This window comes from Streptomyces flaveolus (assembly GCF_000716535.1).
GTDB lineage: Bacteria > Actinomycetota > Actinomycetes > Streptomycetales > Streptomycetaceae > Streptomyces > Streptomyces flaveolus_A.
This window is the reverse complement of sequence record NZ_JNWV01000060.1, coordinates 1-21,093: the sequence shown is the minus strand read 5'-3', so window position 1 is coordinate 21,093 and position 21,093 is coordinate 1. Positions and strand designations below refer to the sequence as shown.

The following is a 21,093-nucleotide window of genomic DNA, read 5'->3' as shown; positions in this document are numbered from 1 at the left end:
GCACGAGGCCAGGCACCGGGCCATCGTTCCCGGCAACAGCTGCTATTCGATATCGATCTTGAAGGTTGACGTGCTGCCGTCCTGGGCGGTCAAGGTGACGGGTCCGAACGTGATGATCGCGATCGACCTCGCGCCGGGGCCACGATAGAAGCCCGCCGCCTTGGTGATCCGGACGGCCAGAGCCGCGAGAGTACCTGCCGTCTGCTCGTCGGCATCGACCTCCGGCGCCGCGAGAGCATCGTGGCCGTGGGCCTCGGCCCAGTCACGAACAGCGCGGGCGTCGCGGCTCATCTCGGGAAGGATGCTCTCGTTGGCCCATGCCCACCGCCATGAGGACGACGAAGGACTCCAGCTGCTGAGGATCTGCGCTGGGGCGGTGGCGGTCTTGTCAGGGAATGTCCAGGTGATGACACCAGTTCGCTGGTCGAGCCCCCACCGGTCCGCCGAGCCGAGTCCCCAGGACATGTGCGCGCGGGCCAGCTGGTCGATCATGTCTTCGCCCTGCAGGAGCAGCGTGCTCAGCCCCTCCGGGTCGGGGCCCTGCGGGGCGCTTTCCGGCTTTCCGCCTCGCTTGAACAATCCCATGCGGCGAAGTCTGCCAGGGCGGTTCCCTGCCCACGGCACGGGCCTCGGCTCGGGTGCCGTTCAACCGAGGAGCTGGGGAATTACGTGACGTTCGACCTGGGGAAATACGTGACCGTCGACAGGCGCAGAACCGGCTGCAGGCGATCTTGCGCGGTGCCGAGGACGGTGCACCAGTCGTCGTGGCCATCGGGCCAAACGCCGCACAGCGGGCCGATCCAGCGGTCGAAGTGGCCGGAGAGCTGGGAATGGGTGGCGTCGCGGAGCATGGTCGCCCTTCGGAGCGTGGGGGCAGGAACTGTTCACCAGCGCCGTAGGTCTTTGCGGAGCTGTTCGTACCAGCTGCGGCGATGCCGGTCGGCGTCCGAGGGCTCGGGGTCGCACGGCACTGCGGCGCGTCTGAGCGTGCTTCGTCTTAGAACGTGCGGGCCGACTCCCGCGGATGAGCCTCAGCGCTCCTCGGGGCCGGCGACTGGGCCTGTGAGGTGAGTCCGGCGCCCTCGACGTCGACTCGGGGAAGCGCCTTGTCGAGCCACCGGGGCAGCCACCATGCCTTGTCGCCCAGCAGGGCGAGTACGGCGGGCACCAGGGTCATGCGGACGACGAAGGCGTCGAAGAGGACCGCGACAGCGAGACCGAACCCGATCGTCTTGATCATGGACTCTCCGGACCCGATGAAGCCGGAGAACACCGCCATCATGATCACGGCGGCGGCGACGACCACGCGGGCGCTGTGCCGGAAGCGCACGGCCTGGCCGGGGCTCTCACCGTGGACGTACGCCTCGCGCATGCGGGAGACGAGGAAGATCTCGTAGTCCATGGCCAGGCCGAACACGATGCCCACCAGGAAGATCGGCATGAGGCTCATGATCGGGCCGGTCTGTTCCACTCCCAGCAGTTCGGCGCCCCAGCCCCATTGGAAGACCGCGACGACCGTCCCGAGCGAGGCCAGTACCGACAGCAGGAATCCGAGAGCCGCCTTGACGGGCACGAGTATGGACCGGAAGACCACCAGGAGGAGCAGCAGGGACAGCAGCACGATGACGGCCAGGTAGGGCACCAGGGCGTCCTGAAGGGCCTGTGCGACGTCGATGTTCATCGCAGTGCTGCCGGTGACCTCGAATGTCGCGCCGGTATCCGCCTCCAGCTTGGACCGCTCCGCCCGGATGGTCTGAACGATGTTCTTCGTGGCCTCCTCGTTCGGGCCGGTGGCCGGCACCGCGGAGAAGAGTGCGGCGTCCCCGGCTTCGTTGAACCGCGGGGGCGTAACGGACACGACGCCGTCGGTGTCCTTGATCTGCTCGGCCATCGTCGCCACGGCCGCCTGCGGGTCCGCGGCTCCCTTGACGTCCGCGACGATGGTCAGCGGGCCGTTGAAGCCCGCACCGAAGCTGTCGGCCAACGCGTCGTAAGCACGCCGCTCAGTGGACGACGTGGGCTTCGCCTCATCGCCGGGCATGCCCATCTCCAACTGAGCGGCGGGCAGGGCCAAGACCCCCAGACCGGCCACACCCAGCAGAAGGACCGCCACGGGCCGCCTCATCACGAAGCGAGCCCAACGGGTGCCGCCATTGGCGGCGGACTCGAGAGGATGCTGGGCTTTGCCGCCCCGCTTACCGGCCTTGCGGACCTTCCGGGAAAGGACGGCATTCGCCCACATGCCAAGCAGGGCGGGTACCAGGGTCAGGGCTACCAGGACGCCGATGGCGACCGCTCCGGCGGCACACAGGCCCATCTTGGTCAGCATCGGCACGCCGACCACGGACAGGCCGGCGAGCGCGATGATCACGGTCAGACCGGCGAAGACCACGGCGGAGCCGGCCGTGCCGACCGCGAGTCCTGCCGCTTCCTGCGGGTCGCGACCGTTCGCACGCTCCTCGCGGTAACGGGAGACGACGAAGAGGGCGTAGTCGATGCCGACCGCGAGTCCGAGCATCGAGGCGAGCGTGCCGGTGGTCATGGACAGTCCCAGGGCGCTACCGAGGGCAAGGATCGCGCACATGCTGACACCGACGCCGATGACGGCGGTGAGCAGCGGCAGCCCGGCCGCGGCCAGGGAGCCGAAGGTGATCAGCAGGACGACGGCGGCGAGGGCGATGCCGATCGCCTCGGCCGAACCCCCTGCGGCCGGCTGCGAGGCAAGAGCGGTGCCGCCCACTTCCACCGTGAGCCCCGAGTCACGAGCCTCCTCGATGGCCTTCTCGAGGCCGCCCTTACTGGTGTCGGTCAGGTCGTCGGCCTTGACCTTGTAGGTGACCGTTGCGTACGCGGTCGAGGCGTCCTTGCTGACCGCGTGGGCCTCGAAGGGGTCGACGGCACTGTCCACCTGAGCACCCTCGGCGACCGAGGACACCAGCTCGTCGATGGCGGCACGGTTGTCGTCTGCCGTCACCTTCTCCCCAGCGGGGGCGATGAAGACGATGCGGGCGCTGGCACCATTGGCGTCGGAGCCAGGGAACCGCTCACCGATCAGGTCGAACGCCTTCTGGGCCTCTATGCCGGGCATGAACGACGTGCCGTCGTCACTCGCGGTCGGGCCCTTGACGGCGCCGAGACCGACACAGCCCAGGACCACCGCCCACAACAAAGTCACCAGCCAACGCCGCCGGAAGGCGGTTCGGCCCAGTCGGTACAGGAAGGTAGCCACGAGAAAGGTCTCTCCAAGTCTGTTCTCAGGTGAGTACCAAGGCTGCCCTTACAGGTGCTGCCGGAGCATCGTGCCAGTGCGGTGACCTGGCCCTCGTGGCTGAGCAGCAGACGGGGGACCGTCCTAGTGCGGAACGACGACGCCGTTCTCCTACCTGAGGATGACCACCGGGGCGAAGAAGCCTGCGGGGGCCGGATTCCACCGGCCACGGCACAGGGGGTTGCTTCAGGCCAGGACGAGCCAGCGCGGCGAGGGCGGCGCGCAGGAGTGGAGCACGCACCTGATATCGGAACACCGACCCGACGGACCGGTCGTCGCTCGCAGCACGCGGGACTCGCGGCGCTCCGCAGACCGGGATCCGCAGGACGGGCGTCTGGACGAGTGATCGGAGAACGTCGGACGACGGTCCAGGCATCGTCGACCGGCAGCACGACGCCGTTGACGAAGCTCGCGACGTCCGAGCCGAGGAAGACGCTGTCGCCGGCCTGCTCTTCGACACCGTCCATCCGATCAAGGTTCCGCCGCATGAGCGGGCCGATACACGGCCATGATCGCCTGGATCAGCCTGTCAGCGGTGTCCCGCCAGCTTGTGCGGTAGGTGGGGAGTCGCTCGAGCAGAGCGCGCTCGCGCTCGACACACATCTGCACGATCGCGCGCCACTCTCTGACGTCTTCGGGGGGCGCTGCGGGACGTTCGTATGAGCACCCCGTCGAAACGGACGGCCATCGTCACCGGCGGGGCCTCCGGCATCGGCCGGGCGATCGTGCGGCGGCTCGCCGCCGACGGCCTCAACGTGGCCCTGTTCGACATCACGCCGACCGAGGAACGCCACGGGCTGATCGTCGACCTCACCGACCGTGCGCAAGTGGACAAGGCGACGGACGCGGTGCGCGACCGCTACCGCCCGGTCTCCGTGCTGGTCAACGCGGCTGGCAAGGGCGGCCCCACCAGGTTCTCGAAACTGTCCTTCGAGGAGTGGCAGCGTGTCGTGGACATCAACCTCAACGGGGTGTACCACTGCGAGTCGGTGCTGCAGTACATGTGGGAGGACCGTTGGGGGCGGATCGTCAACATCTCCTCGTCGAGCGCCCATTCCGGCCAGCCCTTCATGGCCCACTACGTCGCCGCCAAGTCCGCGGTGAACGGGCTGACCAAGTCCCTCGCCCGGGAGTTGGCTCCACGGGGAGCAGCAGCGAGTGCACCCTTCAGGCGGCGCGAGGCACTGGCCGTACCACCCGGCCCAGGTTCGCCCTCACCGTCGACGTCGTGCTCGAGCAAATGGATAGGTGAGCCGGTGCCCCCTCACGCATGTAGGGGTGCCGGTGCGCTTGTGCAACTTGGCGGCGAGCGACGGAAGCGCCGGTGGATACTGCCGGGGTGGTGAAGGATCTGAAGAGCGCGCTGGCCGTGCTGGACGGCAATGAGCCGGTCGCCCTGCTCGAACTGCGCGAGACGCAGTGGCTCGATGCGAAGGGCGGTCCGTACCAGCTGGCGGACGCCAAGGCGGTCGAGGAACTCGCCAAGGACGTTGCGGCGTTCGCCAACGGGGGCGGCGGACTCATCGTCATCGGCATCGCCACCCGACTCGAGCATGACGAAGAGGTCCTGGACCGCATCGTCGGCCTCGACCCGGCCGCAGTGAACGTGGACCAGATCCGCAAGCTGATCCGTCAGTGGATCACCCCAGCTCCACGCGGAGTGCGCGTCGGATGGTCCGGTGCGGACAGCGAGCGGGTGATGTTCATCTACGTCCCCGAGCAGGCCGCTGGCACGTTGTTCGTCGTGCCGGCGCCGGTGGGCAAGCCTGGTTCTCCACGCACGGACACGGTCGCCGTGCCGATACGGGACGGCGACAGCACCCACTGGCTGCCGCGGCCCGAGATACAGCAGCTGCTCTCCGCCGGTGTCCGGGTCTCTGGCATGCCCACCGCTCAGGCCCTCACCGAGCTCGTGCGGCAGGCCGTCTCTGAAGCCGGGCCGGACAGCCGGCTGCGGGTGGGGCAGGGCCTGCCCGACCGCGAGCGGGAGATGCGTGCGGCCTACGCGCAGCTGGCCGACGCGGGCCTCGGACAGCCGGCAGGAGAGGCGTGGGCGCAGGGCCCGGCTGCTCTGCAGGATCTGCACCACGAGGTCGACGGCGAGCCGGGATGGGTGCTGTGCCTGGTGCCCGGCCGACCCCCGGTCGCCGTCGCCGCGCCCGTCTGGCAGGCCATCGTCGAAGCCGGGCGGCGTGCCCCAGGAGGTCAGGACCCGCTCGCCGCCATCGGCTTCCCCCACCTTCCCGCCGACTCGGACACCCCGTGGGTGATCCCGGCCGACGCTCGGAGCGTCGACCTCGACGGCGGGTCATGGGGTTCGGGCCGACTGTCGTGTTCGGGCCGAGGCGTGTGGCGGTGGCAGCCGCTTCCTCGGTTCGGCCTGGACCAGGGCCGGTCGGCAGAGGTCGGGACCGCCGGTCAGACGCTGGCGCTGCGCTTGCGCGCCCTGGTGAACCTGCCCTGGGCCCACCCGGGCGCGCTGGAGGTCACCACAGCCCGGCGCAGGCTGCTTGAGCAGCAACTTCCGTACAGCGCTGTGGCCGGTGCGGTGACGATGCTGTCCCGGCGCCGGGGTGCGGAGCTTCCCGCCGCTCGCTGGGAGCGCGGGCCTTTCGGCAACTCGTCCCGCTCCCTGAGCTACACGTGCACGATCACCGGACCGGACGGCGACCCAGCCGTGAAGACCTCCATCATGCTCGCCCTGCCCACCGCTATGGAGTCCACCGTGATCGCCTGCGCGGACGTCCTGATCGAGAACCCGGACGCGTGGGCCGCGGCCCTCGGGCCCGGTGGGCACACGCGGTTGGGCTTCGACGAGATTCAGGCCGTACTGCTCGCCGCCTGGGAGACGGCAGCCGAACTGCTGCCCGACGTCGTCGGCGACCCGGCCGAGCTGTCATGGGCCGCCCCGCCCACCACGGAACTGCGGATGACGTGCGAACAGCCCGCCGACAACGGCGTCCTGCCGGTCCTGGACACGCTCGTCGACCTGTCGCCGCTGGGCCCCAACGACAACGGCCCCAGGCCGCAGATGGCCGTCACCGTCACGGCCGCACCCGCCATGGACCGGCGAGAGCGTCAGCACCTTCTGCGGGAGGCTCTGGCGCACATGGCCAACGCGTTCGGGTACGTCGACGCAGAGGGGGACCTTCTGTAACAGCCGTGAACAGGTCGAAACGGGGCGGGTAGCCGAACAGCGACACTTGGCTGAGCATTCTGGCGCATGCTCATCAAGCTCGGACCGTGACAGACCCTGACGTCTCACGACCAGCGGAGCGGACGGCACTAACGTGACCGCCAGCGCTGGGCAGGCCTAGTTGGACTCCCAGCGATCCACGTTGCCCACCTTGTACGTGAACTTGCCGGAGATCGTCTTCAGCCCCATGGCGCGCCCTCCTCGACACCGCCCGGCCGGCACAGCCGCGCAGAACCCGGACGACAGCCACGCCGACGCCCGCCTGGAGGCCCACCTGGCCGAGCACCGGCAGTGGGCCGCCGACCACCCCGCACCCCCGGCCGCCCTGCGCTTCCGGACCCCCGCCCGCACGGCATCGTCTCCCTGGAACTGGCAAGCCACTTCACCGGCATGGGATTCGACCCGGCCGAGCTGTACGAGAGCGAACTGCAGTACCTGGCGCGATAGGCAGCCGCCTTCGCGGTCTTGTCCTGGCCCGCCTGCCAGGCCAGAGCAAAGGTGAGCTGGTGCTCTTGCTCCGACAGCTCCCGCAGCTGCCCGCCGTCCAGATCTTCGTGCGCCTGCCGGGGGAGGCGCATCGCGGGGCCAGGGGTGACGCCGGGTGTCCGCGGGAGGCTGGAGGACTCGCGGGACGTTGGGTGGCGCCCACTGGCGTACGTCAGGCGACGCGCTTGCGGCCCCAGACGAAGATGAACGCGGTGACCGCGACGCTCAGGGTCAGCAGGACGGATGCACCGAACCACTGCATGGAGGACAGCTGGGAGAAGGGGAGGTAGTCGACCCGCCAGCCCACGATGCCCTTCTTGTCCAGACAGGCCTGCTGCGACTTCTCCGTCGACCCGGTGACGCAGGTGCCCCAGCCGTAGAGCTTCCCGGAAGCGGTGGTGAACCAGGTGTCGACTTCGAAGGCGCTGCTGGGCACGCTCGGGCTGGACTTCATGACGCCCGTGTGGGTGGTCAGGCTGACGGGGTTGCCGAGCTGCAGCCGGAAGTGCGACCAGAGGATCTGCACGGTGACCGCGAAGCCGAAGGTGACGACCATGGAGAGCAGGGTGCGGCGCAGCACCATGCCGATCGCGACGCCGCCGACCAGGGTGAACAGGGTGAGCGCGGTCAGCACCGGCCCGGTGTTGTCGAAGACGGTGCCTTCGGTCCACGGCATGAAGTTGGGCCGGTCCCTGACCGGGGACCACCACCAGCCGAACACCTGGGAGAGCACGACCGTGCCCAGGAGGACCACCAGGACGGTGACGCCGAGCTTGGTGGCGATCCACCGGATGCGGCTCACGGACTGCGAGGTGACCAGCTTTGCGGTGCCGTTCTCCAGGTCCCCGGCGATGAGCGGGGCGCCGATGAAGACACCGATCAGGACGGGGAGGAAACCGAGGCCGTATCCGGCCATCGTCAGCGCGCCGTTGCCGACGCGCCTGTCCCAGTCGTCCGACTTCGGGTGGGGCCATCCGAGGGCGTGGAGGGTGTCCATCATCCCCATGCGCTGGTAGACCATCCAGCCGGCGGCGATGACCGTACCGCCGATGAGGGTCCAGAAGGCGGCCCGGTGCTGGCGCCAGACCAGCCAGTTGAGACCGCCCAGGCGCGGACCGCGGTGCACCCGGCCGGTACCGGCCGGGGAGGTCCGGGCGCCGGTCATGCCGCCACCGCCTTCGCGAGGTCCCGGTCGGCGACCCGTGACTCGGCGGTGATCAAGGGCGGCACCTGCGGGGAGCGGAGATAGGCGAGCAGGAGTTCCTCCAGGCCGGGGGTTTCGGACTGCCAGACGGCGTCGACCGGTCCGGCCGGGCGTACCAGCGCGGTGATCCGATGCCCGTCGGTGCGGGACTCCACGACGGTGTGACGCGCCAGGGACGTGCCCGCCCCGGCGGGGCCGCTCTCCTTGAAGGTGGCGGTCAACCGGGCGTGGGCGGTGCGGAGTTCGTCCACCTCACCGGCGAGCCGCAGGCCGCCGTCGGCGATGACGAGCAGGTAGTCGCAGACGTTCTCCAGTTCGGCGAGCATATGGGTGGACATCAGCACGGTGGTGCCGTGCTCAGCGGCCTCGGCCATCAGTGCGCCCATGAGTTCATGGCGCACCAGCGGGTCGAGGTCGGACATCGGCTCGTCGAGCATCAGCAGGTCGGGGCGCTTGCCGAAGGCGACAGCGAAGGCGACGCGGGTGCGCTGCCCACCGGACAGGGTGCCGATCCGCGCCTCGAAGGGCACATTGCCCGCCCGGACGATGTTCTCGGCGGCCCGCTGGTCCCATCCCGGGTTCAGCTCCCGCCCCAGACGCAGCGTCTCGGCCACGGTGAAGCGCCTGTAGAGCGGCTTGTCCTGGGCGAGGAACGCCGTGCGGCGGTGGGCCTCCTCGGAACCGGGGACTGCGCCGAACACCCGTACGCTGCCGGTGGTCGGATCGACGAGGTCGGCCGCTATCCCCATCAGGGTCGTCTTCCCTGCGCCGTTGGGGCCCACCAGACCGCAGATCCGGCCCGCCGGCAGCCGGAAGGAGCAGTCCTTCAGCGCCCAACCCCGCCGATGCCTCTTGCCCACGGCGTACGCCTCGATCGCGGATCTTGTCCACACGTCTTTGCTCCGGCCGCTTTTCTCGCTGCTCAATGTGCTCCTCGTTCCTGACGCATCCGTTCCAGGGGGCATGCGTCGCCAGGCAGGCGGGATTGCCGCAACAGGTCCTCTGGGGAAGGGTTGTTCGGACTACGGCAATGCGACCGTGTCCACCTGACGACCTCCAGGCCGTGTCAGCCGGCCTGCGAAGGGGTCTGCTTGATGCCGTCGACGACGGCCCGGTTCATGATGGCGCTGGTGTAGAGCACCGTGCCGGGCTTGATCAGGGCATCCTCACCGGTGCCCTTCCGTACCTGGACGCTGCGCTCGCCGAGGAAGACATGGGTTCGCTTGTCGAAGATCCATTCCTCGCGCTGACCGCTGGTCTCGTCGAGCCTGGCCACCGCCACGCCGCGCCGGCCCACCGCGTCCACCGCGTCGTTCACCACGACGACACCCGGGATCTTCTCAGCCGCCTTGAACAGTGCCGGGTACAGGTTTGCCGGCGGGTAGCTCTCGCCCAGCAGGTCCCCGATCGTGGTGAACGCCTCCTGGTCCGGGGAGTTGCCGTGTCCCTTCGTCTCCTTGTAGATCTTGGCCAGCAACGCGTCGGGGTCGGTGGTGAGTTTGGCCAGATAGTCGTACGAGGGGCTGTTCAGGTACGCCTTCGGCGTGTTGCCCTGCTCGTCGGGAAGGCTCAAGGTCTCACCTTCGGAACTCCGGTTGACCGCGGGGTCGATTAGCCATCCCTTGGTGCCGTCCGGGGACATCCACACCTGCCGGCGGTGCAGCTCGTGGCTGGCCAGGCTGCTCTTGTCGTCGACGGTCTTCACGAAGGTGTCGGCCGTCTTCGAGTCGATGTAGATGTACTGGCCGGGCTTGACGTCCGGGTGGGACACGTCGGCTGCCGCCAGCGAGATCTGGTCGAGCAACTGAGGCACACCCTTGGTGGTCGCGGCGCCGACCTGCGTGGTCAGGGCCGACCCGGTGGAGACGCCCCCGTCCTCGGCTCCGTCACCGCCGGTCATCGAGCTCCCGGCGACGGCCACCCCCGCCACGGCCGCCGCCACGACGGGCAGCACGATCGCCGGACGCGGCAGCCGCAACCGTCCTGCCCTCGCGGGGACCGCCGCCGCCGTGTGCTCTTCCCGCTGCATGTCGTGGATCTGGGCCATCAGACGCTCCTTGTGGAACTCGTGACGGCCCGCAGGCAGGTCACGCGCCGTCCGGGACAGGAACTCTGCGCTCTCATCCCAATCGGCCGGGTTGTGCCGGGACGTGTCCGCGTTCATCGGTTTCCTTCCTGTGCGGGCCGGATCGCGTTTGTGTGATCGCCTCTTATCTGTCGGTCGAGCCGACCGACTTCCCGATTCCCGCGGACTTTCCTGCCCGTCGTGCCGGCTGCCGCGCCGACCGGTTCGGCAAAGAGGCGCGCCGATTCCGCCTCGGCGGCCAGCGCACGCAGCTTCTTACGGGCTCGGGAGAGCCGGGAGGCCACCGTTCCGACCGGAATCCCCAGCGCCTGAGCGGCGGCCTCATAGTCCAGGCCCTCCCCGAGACACAGGGTGATGACCTCGCGCTCTGGTCTGCGCAGCGCGGTGAGCGCGGTCAGAGCCGTCGCGAGCCGCCGCCGGTCATCGACCCGGTCGGCAACTTCGTCGGCGTGGTCGGCCACCGACAGCTCGGCCGCCGCGGCGGCGCCCGCCGCCGCACGGTAGCGCCGGTTGCTCCGGTAGTGATTGCGCGCCGTGTTGGTGGCGATGCCCAGCAGCCAGGGCCGCAGGGAGCCGCCCTCAGGCTCGACCCTGTCCCGCAGCCGCCACGCCTCCAAGAAGGTCGCCGCCATCACGTCCTCGGCCACCGACCAGTCGGCGGTCAGCCGAAAGGCATGGTTGTAGACCGCGCGGGCGTAGCTGTCGAAGAGCTCGGCGAACGCGCTCGAATCCCCGGCCCGTACCCGGGTACGCATATGGATACTCACCTCAATGAGCTGTCCGGCACCCCACACCGACTTCCCGTGACCTGTGTCACACGCGGTCTCGACACGCCTTCCAAGCCCGACGGGCCCACGGGAAACTGCGAATCCACAGGGCCGATGCCGCTTCGCATGTTCTCATCAGGGCGCAACCCTCCCGTTCGGAGTGTGTGAACGGGGCACTCCGGGGCTCTGTCCCGCCTGATCCGGTCCGCTGTTGACCGGTGTTCACGGTATCCCAGGCAGCGGTGCCATTGCGCTACAGGTACCGCGGTGCGCAGTTGGCACCGACGGTGCGGAAGAGGCGTCCCGGATCGTCGATGCGGTAGGTGCCCAGCTGCAGGCCGTCGGCGTGGGCCAGGCCCTCGATGCGCACCCCGCACCGGCCGGTTCGAACGTCGTGTAGGACGCCCCGGAAGGCGGTGGTGCGGTGCGGCGCGCATCGGTCCCGCGCCACCGCCGCACCGCACCGCACCGCCCATCGTGGTGCGCTCCACCGGCATCGCCGCACCGCACCGGGACCGCGCCGCGGCCGGGGCGGGCTCCCCTAGGCGCCGTCCTCGCCGATATGCGCTGCCCCGGTACCGGCGCGTGAGGACAAGCGGGAGAAGAGACGGGAGATCTGTGTACGCAGGCGTACCACTGGCCGGTGCTCTGGGAGCGGGCGGGGCGTCCGCGCTCGCGTGCCGGCGTCGCTCTGGCTTCGACACCCTGGCGGCGGTGGTGGCGGCCACCACCCTGGTCATGGCCGGGGTGTCGGTGTGCAAGCTGCTGCCGCGGCGCCGGACCGATGCGCACCTCGCCGACCGTCTTGTCTACATCGCACCGGAGTGGCCGGCAGTCCGGCTGCCCGGCAAGCGGGTCGCGGCCGGCGTCCAGGCTGGAGTCTCCTGAGCTGGTCGGCCCAGGCTGCCGCACCAGGTCACCGCGGTCGCCTCCCGCGCACTCGGCATCCCGTTCATGTTCCGCGCGTCGAGCACACCGAGCGCGGCTGTCAAAACCCCGAGGCGCGCCCGCCCCGCCGGAACACCGGCTGGGCGCCGCGCCCGGTACCACCACAGGAGGAACAGTTATGGCACCCACGTCTTCGGCCACGGCGGCCTTCCCAGACGGCACGATCATCACGGCCGCTGGAAACGGCGAAGCGGGTTTCGTCGTGGACGGCGGCCCCGCTGTCGGCACCAAGCTCCAGTACCCCTACGGGGTGGCGGTGGACAGGGAGGGCAACCTCTACATCGCCGACCAGAACAACCATCGGGTGCGCAAGGTGGCGCCCAACGGCATCCTCACCACCGTCGCCGGCAACGGCGTCGCCGGATACATCGCCGACGGAGGCCCGGGGGTGGGCGAGCGGCTCTACTACCCCTACAGCGTGGCCGTCGCTTCGTCCGGTGACCTGTACATCGGTGACTCGCACAACCACCGTGCTCCGGCGGAGCAGCCGCGCGAGGCCGGACACGCTCATTTTCCCCGGGTGCGAAACACAATGTCTTTCGGGTCGTGGGCGGTCAGCACCCTGCCGGTCAGCCGACGCGACCGGGCCTTCTCCGTCCACGATCAGGACGGCGTTCACACGATCAGAGAGAGCGTGCGCTGCGCGCCGAAGAGGACGTCCTGGACGAGGAGGTCGCACAGGTACCGGCGGTGTGACGTCGTCGAGGAGCGGATCGCGCGGGCGCCGGACTTCGCGTTCCCGGTGCTCAGGACATAGGTGACGAGATGTCCGCGGGACACCCTTGACAGGTCCTGATGGTGTCTCAGATGTTTCCCGTGTGACTCAGGAGGCGCACTGCCTTTCCCGGAGATGCGAGGCCCGTGCCTGACCCGTGTCGTCTGCCGCCGGGCCTGCGGGGCGGCTGCGGCGCGGCCTCGCGTGCCAGGTCTTCGTCAGGAGCCGTCAGGGCGCCACGATGCGGTAGTCCGAGACAGGCCGGTAGCCGATGCGCTGGTACAGGCGGTTGCTGGTCGGGTTTGAAAGGTCGGTGAAGAGCAGGACGTGCTCCGCGCCAGCATCCCGCGCGGCCTGGGAAACGGCTGCGGTGACGGCGGCACCGTAGCCTCGTCCGCGGTGGTGGGGCGACACATACACCGGGGTGACGCGGGCGGTGGCGGCCACGAGGGTGGTCATCGCTGCGATGGCCACCGGTTCGCCCGCGACCATCCACAACCGCCAGCCGCCCTGAGTGATCCGCTCGTCGACGAACCTGTCGAGATCGGCTCCGAGCGGGCCGGCTTCCGCCACGAAGCGGGTGCACCAGTCGTGGAGAAGAGGCCGGTCGTCCCAGGTCGCCACCCGCGGTGCACCCGGCGGGGCGACGCCAGGCGGCACGAGCTGTTCAAGGCGGTGGAGGCGAAGACGCGGTCCGTCGCTCGGGGCCGTGCCCGTCGTTGCTTCCCAGGCCTCGGAGAAGGCGCGGACCGACGCTTCGTCGGCCAGCAGCCCGGTGCACGGGTGGGCGTCGGTGGACAGCAACCGGGTCAGGCCCGTCGCCGCGGCCCGGGAAAGGCTACTCGCGGTCAGCAGATGGGGGGGAGTCCATACGAACGCGCCCGTCGTCGGGGCCCCGTCCGCGTCACGCCACCATCCCAGGCACGTGGGCGGCGTCGTACCCCTGGACTGCAGACGCTCGATCGAGTCGAGCCCGGAGAGCAGCATGGTGTGCAGGTCGGGACGCGCGGAAACGAAGGATTCCGCCGCGGACCGGAACACCTCGGGACTGTCGGTAACAGACCATGCCATCGATTCAAGTCTCCTCTTGCCGGTGAGAGGGAGGGGCGGCGGACGGCACGGCGCCGGAGAACTCCGTCGCGGTTCCGCGATGCCGCAACACATGCGTTCGTGCGGCCGCGTCCGGGATCCGGTGGCGCAGGAACGGTGCGGGCGGCTTACGCGCCCATCGTCCAGCTCCTGCCGCCGGACGTCCACGTGATAGATGTCATAGAGCATCTATCTGGCTCCGGTGGCGGCGCCGACATGCCGAGCCTACGATTATGCTCGTAATCTAAAAGGATTCGAACGAAGCCCATGAGCCAGCAGTGCAACCCGGAAGGACCGACATGAGCACGTACCTGATCAACCACCTCCGCATCCCCGGTGACGTCCCGAACGAAGCTGGACTGTCCTACCTCGAACAAGTTGAGGCCACCGTGAAACCCTACGGCGGCAAGTGGCTCGCCAACGGCGAGGTCAGCGTTGTGGAGGGAGCGTGGCCAGGCCTGGTCGTCCTCATGGAGTTCCCCGACCGCGCTGCCGTCGACGCCTGGTACAACTCGGCGGAGTACCAGGCGATCCTGCCCCTCCGCCTCAATAACGCGATCTCCGACATCGTGCTGATCGACAGCCTTCCTGAGGGTTACACCGTCCGAGGATTCGCACAGCAGGTCAGGGCGGCCATCCAGGCGGCATCCGCTTCCCAGGGCTGAGCGCCGGGAGGCGCAGGCCTCGCACGCCACAGCCGACACCGGCGACTGCCATCGCGGTAGCACCCGCGTCGGGGACCCGAGAGGCCCAGCGCGGTGCGGGGGCCGCCGCTGGCCGCCGGCCATCCACGCCACTGGACGAGAGAGAATCCCATGCGCATAGGCCTGGCCCTGCCGACCTTCGGTCCGGACGCGACCGCAGAGGGCGTCGTCGGCGTCAGCCGCTCCGCCGAGGAACTGGGGTACGACTCCCTCTGGACGGGAGACCGCGTTCTCGCCCCCACCTCCCCCAGCGCGCCGTATCCGGTCGGTGACGGCGTGATGCCCAGGGCCTACGAGAGGCACCTCGACCCTTTGCTGTCCATGACGCTCGCCGCCGCGCACACCGAACGGGTCCGCCTGGGGACCAGCACGCTGAATGCCCTGTGGCAGCCGCCCCTGATGCTGGCCCGCTCCCTGACCACGCTCGACGTGCTCACCGGCGGGCGTCTGGACGTCGGTCTTGGTCTGGGCTGGATGCCTGACGAGTACGCGGCGGTGGACGTGCCCTGGCAAGGCAGGGGCGGGCGGCTCGACGAGACGCTCGACATCCTCCACGGGTACTGGACCCACGACATCTACGCCCACCAGGGGCCGCTGTTCACCATCCCGGAGACCGTCGTCGGGTTGAAGCCCCACCAGCGTCCCGGCCCGCCCGTCCTGCTCGCGGCTTTCACGGCGGCAGGCCTGCGCAGGGTCGCCCGGCGCGCCGCCGGCTGGTTGCCCGTGGCCATGCCGCTGCTATATCTCACGGGACTGTGGGCGACCATTCTTCATGAGGCGGAGGATGCGGGACGGGACCCCTCCACCCTGCGCATGGCACTGCGGGTCAACCCCGCGTTGACCGCAGAGAAAGCCGAGCCGGAGCGGATTCCGGACGCCGGAACGCTGGAGCAGTACATCGACTACGCCCGGGCGGCGGCCGAAGCGGGTGTGCACGAACTGTTCATCGACCTCGGGCAGAGCCCCCTCACCCTGGAGGAGCGCACCGATATGGCCGGCCGGTTCATCGAGGGGGTGCGCGCGGGTTGACGGCGTGCAGGGGTGTCACTGACGGAGCGCCCGCGGCCCGGACTCCGGAACCCGGCGATACGGGGTGGATCGCCCCGGAAACGCCCCACGCGCTCCTGCCGTGGCAGGCTGGCCATGATGGCTGACGGAACTGGTCGGGAGAAGTCCCCCGGTTCGGAACCGGGTACGATCGTTCGGCCTCCGGGCGGGGTACCGGTGCCGTCATCGCGGATGGCGACATGTCAGGTGACTGCCGAGGCCAGGCAGGGTGAGGGATGGGCCGCGTCTCACAAGCAGAAGCGAAGGCTAACCGGGAGCGGGGGGTGGATGCCGCCTCCCGCCTGATACGTGAGAAGGGTGTCGCCGAGGTCGGCATCATCGACGTGATGCAGTCGATCGGTCTCACCCAGGGCGGCTTCTACAAGCAGTTCGCCTCGAAATCCGCGCTCGTCGACGAGGCGATGGCCAAAAGGCCTTACCGACAGCATCCGATACCTGGTGTCCTTGGACCAGGACGCCGGCAGGCACGAAGCGGCGTGGAGGTCGCTGGTCGAGTCCTACCTACCTATCCGTCGAGCATCGCGACAACCCTGGCAGCGGCTGCCCTGCGGCCGGCTTCGTCGGCGACACGGCGCGTCAGCCCGAGCACCGGAAGACCTACGCCGACGGCATCCAGGAGATGGCGGCATGGATCGCACCCGGGGATGCCGGTCTGGCGGCCCTGGCCACCCGCATGGGCGGCATACTGCTCGCTCGCGCCACAACGGGAACTGTCTTGTCGGAGCAGATCCTCCACGCGGCTGTACAAGCCGCGACACAGGCCGTCGAAGGCCATCGGGCCGATGACGGCCGAAGGCCAGGCGGTGGCGGGAAACCCACCTGATGCCGCATAGGGGACCGGACAGCGCTCACGCACGCCGCGGCCGATCCGGGACCGGCTCCGTCCCCAGCAGGACGAAACAAGGTATTCACCCCAGATCTCTTTGCCTTCGAAAGCCGCCCTGACCAGCGACCGGACCGACGCCCAGCTCCTGCGTATCGCGCGCGACGGTGACGTCGCCGCGGTCGGCGCGCTGTCGAACGACACCGGGCCGGTATGCACGCCGTGGCGCTGAGCATGCTGGGCAACCGGCCCGACACGGAGGACGCCGTACAGGAGGCGCCGCTCATCGCCTTCCGGCACATCGCCGACGTGCGGCAACCGGGGTCCGCGGGTGCGTGGCTACGCCTGATCCTTCGCAACGTCTGCCCCTCCCGGCTGCGCGCTCCTGGACCTGGCCGTGGCCGCAGCGGAGATGGACCCCGAGAAGGTCGTCCACCGGCACACTCCCGGGCGTGGCATCGGTGGTGTCTCAGAACACGGCAGGCGGTGTCACCCGGCCGTCGAAAGCGGGTCCGCCGTGATGGTGGGCACTGAGTGCCTGACGCTGTCGGGGATCTTGCCTGCCATGCTTTTCCAGGCGCCGCCGGCAAACGAATCCGCCGCTGCATGCCCGCTGAGGTCACGGTGATCAGGCAGGCCCTCGTCAACTCAGGCGGCTTCCGAGGCAGCGGTACGGAGACCTGCCCACTGTCTGTACGTCCTCTGCCGGTCGTGGCAAGTTGGAGGGCCTGCGGCAGTCGGGGCTGTCCTTACTGATCATTTCAGAATGAGGTTCGGAGTCGTCTCAAGCAGATGATGCCGCCGGCGAGTTGGAGTAGTCCGAGGTGGAGGTCGGCTCGTATCTCGTAGCGGATCCGCAGGCGTTTGAACTGTGGAGCCAGGCGAAGGTTCGCTCGACGACCCACCTGGTCTTGCCCGGCCGGATCCGTGGGCGATGCCCTTGCGGGCGGTCTTCGGCATGATGCCGCGAGCGCAAAGGAGCCGCCGGTACTTGTCGTAGTCGTGCCGCGGTCGGCGAGCGGCCGCCGTGGTCGGTGACGTGGCCTGCCCACCAGGCCGCGGATGCGGGCGATCGCGTCCAGCAGGGGCATGAGCTGGGTGACGTCGTGACGGTTTCCGCTGCTCACCGACACCGCAAGGGGCGTTTCGTGCCGGTCTGTGATCAGGTGGTGCTTGCTGCCCCGGCGGGCCGCGGTCGACCGGCGAAGGTCCGATGTGAGCCCCCCTTTGAGGGCCCGGATGTGCGAGCCGTCGACCGCGGCGTTCTCCGGCACAAGATCATCCGACACCCGCAGGACTCTGCCGCCTGCCAGCCCAACTGCCTAGCCTCAGAGCCAAACTCATTCTGAAATGATCAGTTAGAGCCAGTAAGGCCCTTGCTCACAGGGGGAACGAGACATGCGGTCGGCCGCTTGCGGATACCTCGTCGGTTCGGCATCCGGCACCGTGGGCGTCGTCGGTGACGCCCACGCCGCCGCGTCTCACGACACCGAAGAGGCGGCGATCAGGTCCCGATCAACGATGTCCACGTTTCCGCGGTGCGGAAGCCGAGGCTCTCGAAAAGACCGACTGCCTCATCGGTCGCGTGGAGGTAGGCCGTGTGCGCGCCAGAGGCCCTGCCGTCCTGCAGAATCCTTTCGACCATGACTCGGGCGTGCCCCTTTCTACGGTGTTGCGGCGTCGTGGCGACGTTGATGACGCCGAGGTGGCCTCCTACCACGACCCCCAGACCCGCGGCTACGGCGACCCCGTCAGCCTCGGCCACGTAGGCGGTGATCCCCTGCGCGTCCAGAACAGCCGGCGTGTACAGGCTGGAGATGATCACCGCAGGCGCGCCGAACCCCGCGGCCAGCACCTCGGCGAAGTCGTTGTACTCGTCACCGCTCAGGGCGCGCACCCGCACCTGTCCGGTCTCCGGCGGGAGCGCGGACGCGTCCTTCAGCGGCAGCACCATGAAGGGCTGCTCGGACCTGCCAGTCAGTCCGTACTCACTGGCCTTGCGCGTCATCGCCTCGTCCGGGCCGCCGCGCAGGCGGATACTCCAGGGGAATCCGCTGCGGCCCGCCTCCGCGGCGGCCACGGCGGCCAAGTCTGCGATCTCCCCCGCGTCGGGTTCCTTCACCGTGCTCATCACGACGTTCAGAGCGGGTATCTGCGAGCGAGTGAGGGCGAGGAGAGTGCCGTGGGAGCCGCTACGCCCGGTGGCGCCGGGCACGACGCTCACCAGCCTCTCCATCGCCGACCCGAAAGCGTACGCGGCCGCATCCGCCTGGGAAGCGAGGGACTTGGGATCCATGTGAACTCCACTTTCGAGGTGCTGTGACGCCGACAGGATGCCGGACGGGGAGAAAAGCGATCGTGAGGCGAAGAGCGCGCCTGAGGTGGGGGCCTGCTCCACAAGCTGTCCGCGATCATGCGCGGAACTGCTGGGCCGCTGACGGTGGTGCCCTCCGGAAGAGCGCCGACCAGTGACGTCCGAGCTGGTGCCGTTGGAGCGGCGGAATCGGTTGGTGATCCGGAGTCGTACGAGCATTCCACTGCGGCGCGGTGGCATCCACACGAACGCGGCTGTCGTCGCCGTCTCATCCGGCTCCCGCCACCAGCCCAGCACCGTGGGCGGGGGTTACCCCCGGCCCGCAGCTGCTCGATCGTGCCGAGTCCGGACAGCAGCATGGTGTGCAGGTCGGGACGTGGGGCGTGAAGTTCCCCCGCCTCGAAGCGAAACACTTCTGGCTTGTCCGTAATGAACCAGGTCACGAGAGTACGTCTCCCGCTTACCCGACGGTCGGAAATGCGCGGAGCCGGAAGCGGTTGAGGGCCCGCCGGCAGCAGCAGACGCGACGGAAGGGCGGTTGGGGCGGCCGGGCTCTTTGGCCGCAGGCGGTGCCGGCCGGTTCAATGCAGGCTGAGTTCGTGCCTGATGAGCTGTGCGAGTGCGGAGGGCTGCGACAGGAAGGGCGAGTGCGAACTGTTCAGTCGCAGCGTCCTGTCGGCGCGCTTCGCGAAGAGCTCCTGGACGAAGGGCGGGATGGCGCCGTCTGCTTCGCAGATGATGTAGGTGCTCGGAATCGTCTGCCAGGCGACCGCTGTCAGCTTCTGGGTGGTGGCGGCGTAGGACTGGTAGCCCAGGGCTGCCGCCGCCTTCTCGGCAACACTTTTGTCCACGTCGCCGTAGAACAGGTCGACCGGGTTCGCGACGGTCAGGAAGTCGCCGACGTTTTCCTGCCGGTGGAACTCCCACCAAAGCGGCGGGGCGCCACCCGCACTCGACAGCAGGGAGTCCCCCGCGTCGAGCTGGAACGCGGCGAGGTAGACGATGCTCTTGACGTTGGGCGCATCGGCGAGTGCCTGGGTGGTGGGGACGCCTCCGTATGAGTGCGCGACGACGACCACGGGCCCGCCGATCGCCTCGACCGCGGCTCTGATGGCGGCCGCGTCGGAGTACATGTCGCCCAGCGTCTTGGGATCGTCACCACACGAGGTGAGGGCGACGGTGTGGACGTCGATGCCGGGCAGGTCGTCGATGAGGAGTTGCAGATGCTCGGGCTTGTGCCACGCTCCGGGCACCAGCAACAGCGACGGCAGGGTCATTCGAACCTCGTAGGGCAGGTGATGCGTTGGGCATGATGTGCGGGCCCATCATGTCGGCCGTCACCGCACAGCGTCCACGTGATAGATGTCACTTATAATCTATATGCTCAATGGGCTGTCGGGCAGCGATGCGGGCACGTGGGCCCACACTGATCTGGAGGAATGCCCGCGGCCCGGCGGCACCTGTTTCACCTACCGCTACGAAACCATCTCGACCTGCGCGCCCAGCATAAGGAGGGGTCCGTGCCGATGTCGGCCCGGTCGCGGTCGGCCCGAAGGGCTGGGTGCGGGCCTGGTGGGAGACGGGGTACTCGCGCCGGATGGCTCGCCCGTCCGGGACGGTGCGGGTGACCCTGGGCGCCCACCGGGGCCCGAGCGGGGGCAATGCGCGTCCCGCCTGTGCTGTCGCAGTCGGCGGGTCGGCACTCGGCGGGATCACGGAAGCCAGCTGCCGGCCCGGACGTCGGATCGTGAAGGGCCGACCTCGCAGCGGGATGCATCCGGTCAGGTGGGGCGGCGGCTATGCACGGCCGAAGGACCTTCAGGGCTGTCGCCCGGAACGCTTCGGCGCCTCCGGGCGACAGCCAGGCACCTCGGGCTGGCGTCATCTGGCGGCATGGCTGCGGGCGAGGTCTGCACAAAGCACCGCACCCGCGAAACGACCGCGATGACGGCCATGCGACGCCGGGGGCGCCTCCTGCATGTGCGGGAGACGCCGGTAGCGTGACACGGCTCAGGAAGACGGTCCCCGGGACGGGGATACCTGGGACCTGGCCGAGTTGGATCAGCGCGCATCGGGGCGCCTGCGAGCGGTCCACAGCTTGGAGTGACGTACGGAGTTCACTGGAATCCTCGACAGGTTTCGGTGACTTCACACCGTATGCCAACGTTGGGTTTACAGCGTTCTCCCACTTTGACCGCGCACCGAGTGGATCTGTGACACCGACGCGCTTGCACTGTCTTCCGGCAGTGGGCGGCAGCGCCGCCGCGCCGGTGACGCGCGTCGTCCGCAGGCCCGCGAAGCGGTCCTGTGAGGAGGCGCCGAGTCATGCCTCTCGGACCGCCCGTCGGTCCATGACGACGCCGTCTGCGGACGCGGCGCGCGGCAGTTCAGGCCGGGAAGGCGAACAGGCGGTAGTCGGACAGCG

The 21,093-nt window shown here is 69.1% G+C and carries 20 protein-coding genes and 2 pseudogenes; 9 read left to right on the top strand and 13 right to left on the bottom strand.

The annotated features are described in order from the left end of the window. Positions 1–42: 42 nt before the first annotated feature. The 3 genes from OO52_RS42160 to OO52_RS42150 form a co-directional block, all read right to left on the bottom strand. A complete protein-coding gene (locus OO52_RS42160) occupies positions 43–585 on the bottom strand; it encodes a DUF6882 domain-containing protein (RefSeq protein ID WP_030657743.1) in 543 nt (180 codons plus the stop codon). 80 nt (positions 586–665) lie between these two features. Next, entirely contained in the window at positions 666–851 is a 186-nt protein-coding gene (locus OO52_RS42155) for a hypothetical protein (protein WP_030657742.1), read from the bottom strand. Positions 852–997: 146 nt separating this feature from the next. Beyond that, on the bottom strand, positions 998–3,229 hold the full coding sequence (locus OO52_RS42150; RefSeq protein ID WP_030657741.1) for an MMPL family transporter: 2,232 nt from the start codon (positions 3,227–3,229) through the stop codon (positions 998–1,000). A 698-nt stretch (positions 3,230–3,927) separates the two neighbouring features. On the opposite strand from OO52_RS42150, the gene OO52_RS42145 reads away from it, so the two are divergent. The 3 genes and pseudogenes from OO52_RS42145 to OO52_RS42135 form a co-directional block, all read left to right on the top strand. Beyond that, the gene (locus OO52_RS42145) at positions 3,928–4,614 is read left to right on the top strand and encodes an SDR family NAD(P)-dependent oxidoreductase (RefSeq protein ID WP_051819052.1); all 687 of its coding nucleotides are present in this window, start codon (positions 3,928–3,930) and stop codon (positions 4,612–4,614) included. Next, a complete protein-coding gene (locus OO52_RS42140; protein ID WP_030657737.1) occupies positions 4,608–6,425 on the top strand; it encodes an RNA-binding domain-containing protein in 1,818 nt (605 codons plus the stop codon). The genes OO52_RS42145 and OO52_RS42140 overlap by 7 nt, the downstream gene beginning before the upstream one ends. Positions 6,426–6,720: 295 nt before the next feature. Beyond that, positions 6,721–6,911, top strand: a pseudogene (locus OO52_RS42135) (WHG domain-containing protein); the annotation flags it as partial. Between the two features lie 211 nt (positions 6,912–7,122). On the opposite strand, the gene OO52_RS42130 reads toward OO52_RS42135, so the two are convergent. The 5 genes from OO52_RS42130 to OO52_RS52325 form a co-directional block, all read right to left on the bottom strand. Beyond that, positions 7,123–8,115 (bottom strand): ABC transporter permease subunit, encoded by a 993-nt coding sequence (locus OO52_RS42130; protein WP_030657735.1) that lies wholly within the window; start codon positions 8,113–8,115, stop codon positions 7,123–7,125. After that, positions 8,112–9,047, bottom strand: coding sequence for an ABC transporter ATP-binding protein (locus tag OO52_RS42125; RefSeq protein WP_234339955.1), 936 nt, complete (start codon positions 9,045–9,047; stop codon positions 8,112–8,114). Before OO52_RS42125 ends, OO52_RS42130 begins: the two co-directional genes overlap by 4 nt. A gap of 173 nt (positions 9,048–9,220) precedes the next feature. Next, entirely contained in the window at positions 9,221–10,318 is a 1,098-nt protein-coding gene (locus tag OO52_RS42120; RefSeq protein WP_030657730.1) for a CU044_5270 family protein, read from the bottom strand. Beyond that, on the bottom strand, positions 10,315–10,995 hold the full coding sequence (locus OO52_RS42115) for an RNA polymerase sigma factor (RefSeq protein ID WP_030657729.1): 681 nt from the start codon (positions 10,993–10,995) through the stop codon (positions 10,315–10,317). Before OO52_RS42115 ends, OO52_RS42120 begins: the two co-directional genes overlap by 4 nt. A 265-nt stretch (positions 10,996–11,260) precedes the next feature. Then, a complete protein-coding gene (locus OO52_RS52325; protein WP_209439613.1) occupies positions 11,261–11,458 on the bottom strand; it encodes a hypothetical protein in 198 nt (65 codons plus the stop codon). A 263-nt stretch (positions 11,459–11,721) separates the two neighbouring features. Between OO52_RS52325 and OO52_RS51215 the strand changes: the two genes are divergently transcribed. After that, positions 11,722–11,895 carry a hypothetical protein gene (locus tag OO52_RS51215; protein WP_158712626.1) on the top strand — a complete coding sequence of 58 codons (174 nt, stop codon included), beginning with the start codon at positions 11,722–11,724 and terminating at the stop codon, positions 11,893–11,895. A 178-nt stretch (positions 11,896–12,073) separates the two neighbouring features. Then, positions 12,074–12,712, top strand: coding sequence for a hypothetical protein (locus tag OO52_RS46320; RefSeq protein WP_051819051.1), 639 nt, complete (start codon positions 12,074–12,076; stop codon positions 12,710–12,712). Positions 12,713–12,898: 186 nt separating this feature from the next. Here the strand turns inward: OO52_RS46320 and OO52_RS42100 are convergent, their stop codons facing one another. After that, complete coding sequence (locus tag OO52_RS42100) at positions 12,899–13,948, bottom strand: GNAT family N-acetyltransferase (protein ID WP_078877479.1); 1,050 nt, start codon at positions 13,946–13,948, stop codon at positions 12,899–12,901. Positions 13,949–14,058: 110 nt separating this feature from the next. On the opposite strand from OO52_RS42100, the gene OO52_RS42095 reads away from it, so the two are divergent. From OO52_RS42095 to OO52_RS54410, 3 genes and pseudogenes are all read left to right on the top strand, one after another. Further along, on the top strand, positions 14,059–14,424 hold the full coding sequence (locus tag OO52_RS42095) for a DUF1330 domain-containing protein (protein WP_030657722.1): 366 nt from the start codon (positions 14,059–14,061) through the stop codon (positions 14,422–14,424). Positions 14,425–14,574: 150 nt separating this feature from the next. After that, a complete protein-coding gene (locus tag OO52_RS42090; RefSeq protein WP_030657720.1) occupies positions 14,575–15,492 on the top strand; it encodes a TIGR03619 family F420-dependent LLM class oxidoreductase in 918 nt (305 codons plus the stop codon). 254 nt (positions 15,493–15,746) lie between these two features. Then, positions 15,747–15,872 (top strand): annotated as a pseudogene (locus OO52_RS54410) (TetR/AcrR family transcriptional regulator); the annotation flags it as partial. A 164-nt stretch (positions 15,873–16,036) separates the two neighbouring features. Here OO52_RS54410 and OO52_RS54405 read toward each other — a convergent pair. Further along, complete coding sequence (locus OO52_RS54405; RefSeq protein WP_324608327.1) at positions 16,037–16,672, bottom strand: hypothetical protein; 636 nt, start codon at positions 16,670–16,672, stop codon at positions 16,037–16,039. Here OO52_RS54405 and OO52_RS54825 point away from each other — a divergent pair. Next, complete coding sequence (locus tag OO52_RS54825; RefSeq protein ID WP_106972163.1) at positions 16,568–16,888, top strand: RNA polymerase sigma factor; 321 nt, start codon at positions 16,568–16,570, stop codon at positions 16,886–16,888. The genes OO52_RS54405 and OO52_RS54825 overlap by 105 nt on opposite strands. Positions 16,889–17,115: 227 nt before the next feature. Here the strand turns inward: OO52_RS54825 and OO52_RS48770 are convergent, their stop codons facing one another. From OO52_RS48770 to OO52_RS42080, 3 genes are all read right to left on the bottom strand, one after another. Next, entirely contained in the window at positions 17,116–17,628 is a 513-nt protein-coding gene (locus tag OO52_RS48770) for a transposase (RefSeq protein WP_359261576.1), read from the bottom strand. 230 nt (positions 17,629–17,858) lie between these two features. Continuing rightward, complete coding sequence (locus OO52_RS42085; RefSeq protein ID WP_030657718.1) at positions 17,859–18,650, bottom strand: GNAT family N-acetyltransferase; 792 nt, start codon at positions 18,648–18,650, stop codon at positions 17,859–17,861. 599 nt (positions 18,651–19,249) lie between these two features. Beyond that, positions 19,250–19,945: an alpha/beta hydrolase gene (locus OO52_RS42080; protein WP_030657716.1), complete on the bottom strand. Its 696-nt coding sequence runs from the start codon at positions 19,943–19,945 to the stop codon at positions 19,250–19,252. Positions 19,946–21,093: the final 1,148 nt, after the last annotated feature.

What these genes read in the sequence shown, in the direction of transcription:
- OO52_RS42160 (WP_030657743.1), bottom strand. Translation starts at nt 585, where the DNA reads ATGGGATTGTTCAAGCGAGGCGGAAAGCCGGAAAGCGCCCCGCAGGGC.
- OO52_RS42155 (WP_030657742.1), bottom strand. Translation starts at nt 851, where the DNA reads ATGCTCCGCGACGCCACCCATTCCCAGCTCTCCGGCCACTTCGACCGC.
- OO52_RS42145 (WP_051819052.1), top strand. Translation starts at nt 3,928, where the DNA reads ATGAGCACCCCGTCGAAACGGACGGCCATCGTCACCGGCGGGGCCTCC.
- OO52_RS42130 (WP_030657735.1), bottom strand. Translation starts at nt 8,115, where the DNA reads ATGACCGGCGCCCGGACCTCCCCGGCCGGTACCGGCCGGGTGCACCGC.
- OO52_RS42120 (WP_030657730.1), bottom strand. Translation starts at nt 10,318, where the DNA reads ATGAACGCGGACACGTCCCGGCACAACCCGGCCGATTGGGATGAGAGC.
- OO52_RS42115 (WP_030657729.1), bottom strand. Translation starts at nt 10,995, where the DNA reads ATGCGTACCCGGGTACGGGCCGGGGATTCGAGCGCGTTCGCCGAGCTC.
- OO52_RS46320 (WP_051819051.1), top strand. Translation starts at nt 12,074, where the DNA reads ATGGCACCCACGTCTTCGGCCACGGCGGCCTTCCCAGACGGCACGATC.
- OO52_RS42100 (WP_078877479.1), bottom strand. Translation starts at nt 13,948, where the DNA reads ATGCTCTATGACATCTATCACGTGGACGTCCGGCGGCAGGAGCTGGAC.
- OO52_RS42095 (WP_030657722.1), top strand. Translation starts at nt 14,059, where the DNA reads ATGAGCACGTACCTGATCAACCACCTCCGCATCCCCGGTGACGTCCCG.
- OO52_RS42090 (WP_030657720.1), top strand. Translation starts at nt 14,575, where the DNA reads ATGCGCATAGGCCTGGCCCTGCCGACCTTCGGTCCGGACGCGACCGCA.
- OO52_RS54825 (WP_106972163.1), top strand. Translation starts at nt 16,568, where the DNA reads ATGCACGCCGTGGCGCTGAGCATGCTGGGCAACCGGCCCGACACGGAG.
- OO52_RS42085 (WP_030657718.1), bottom strand. Translation starts at nt 18,650, where the DNA reads ATGGATCCCAAGTCCCTCGCTTCCCAGGCGGATGCGGCCGCGTACGCT.
- OO52_RS42080 (WP_030657716.1), bottom strand. Translation starts at nt 19,945, where the DNA reads ATGACCCTGCCGTCGCTGTTGCTGGTGCCCGGAGCGTGGCACAAGCCC.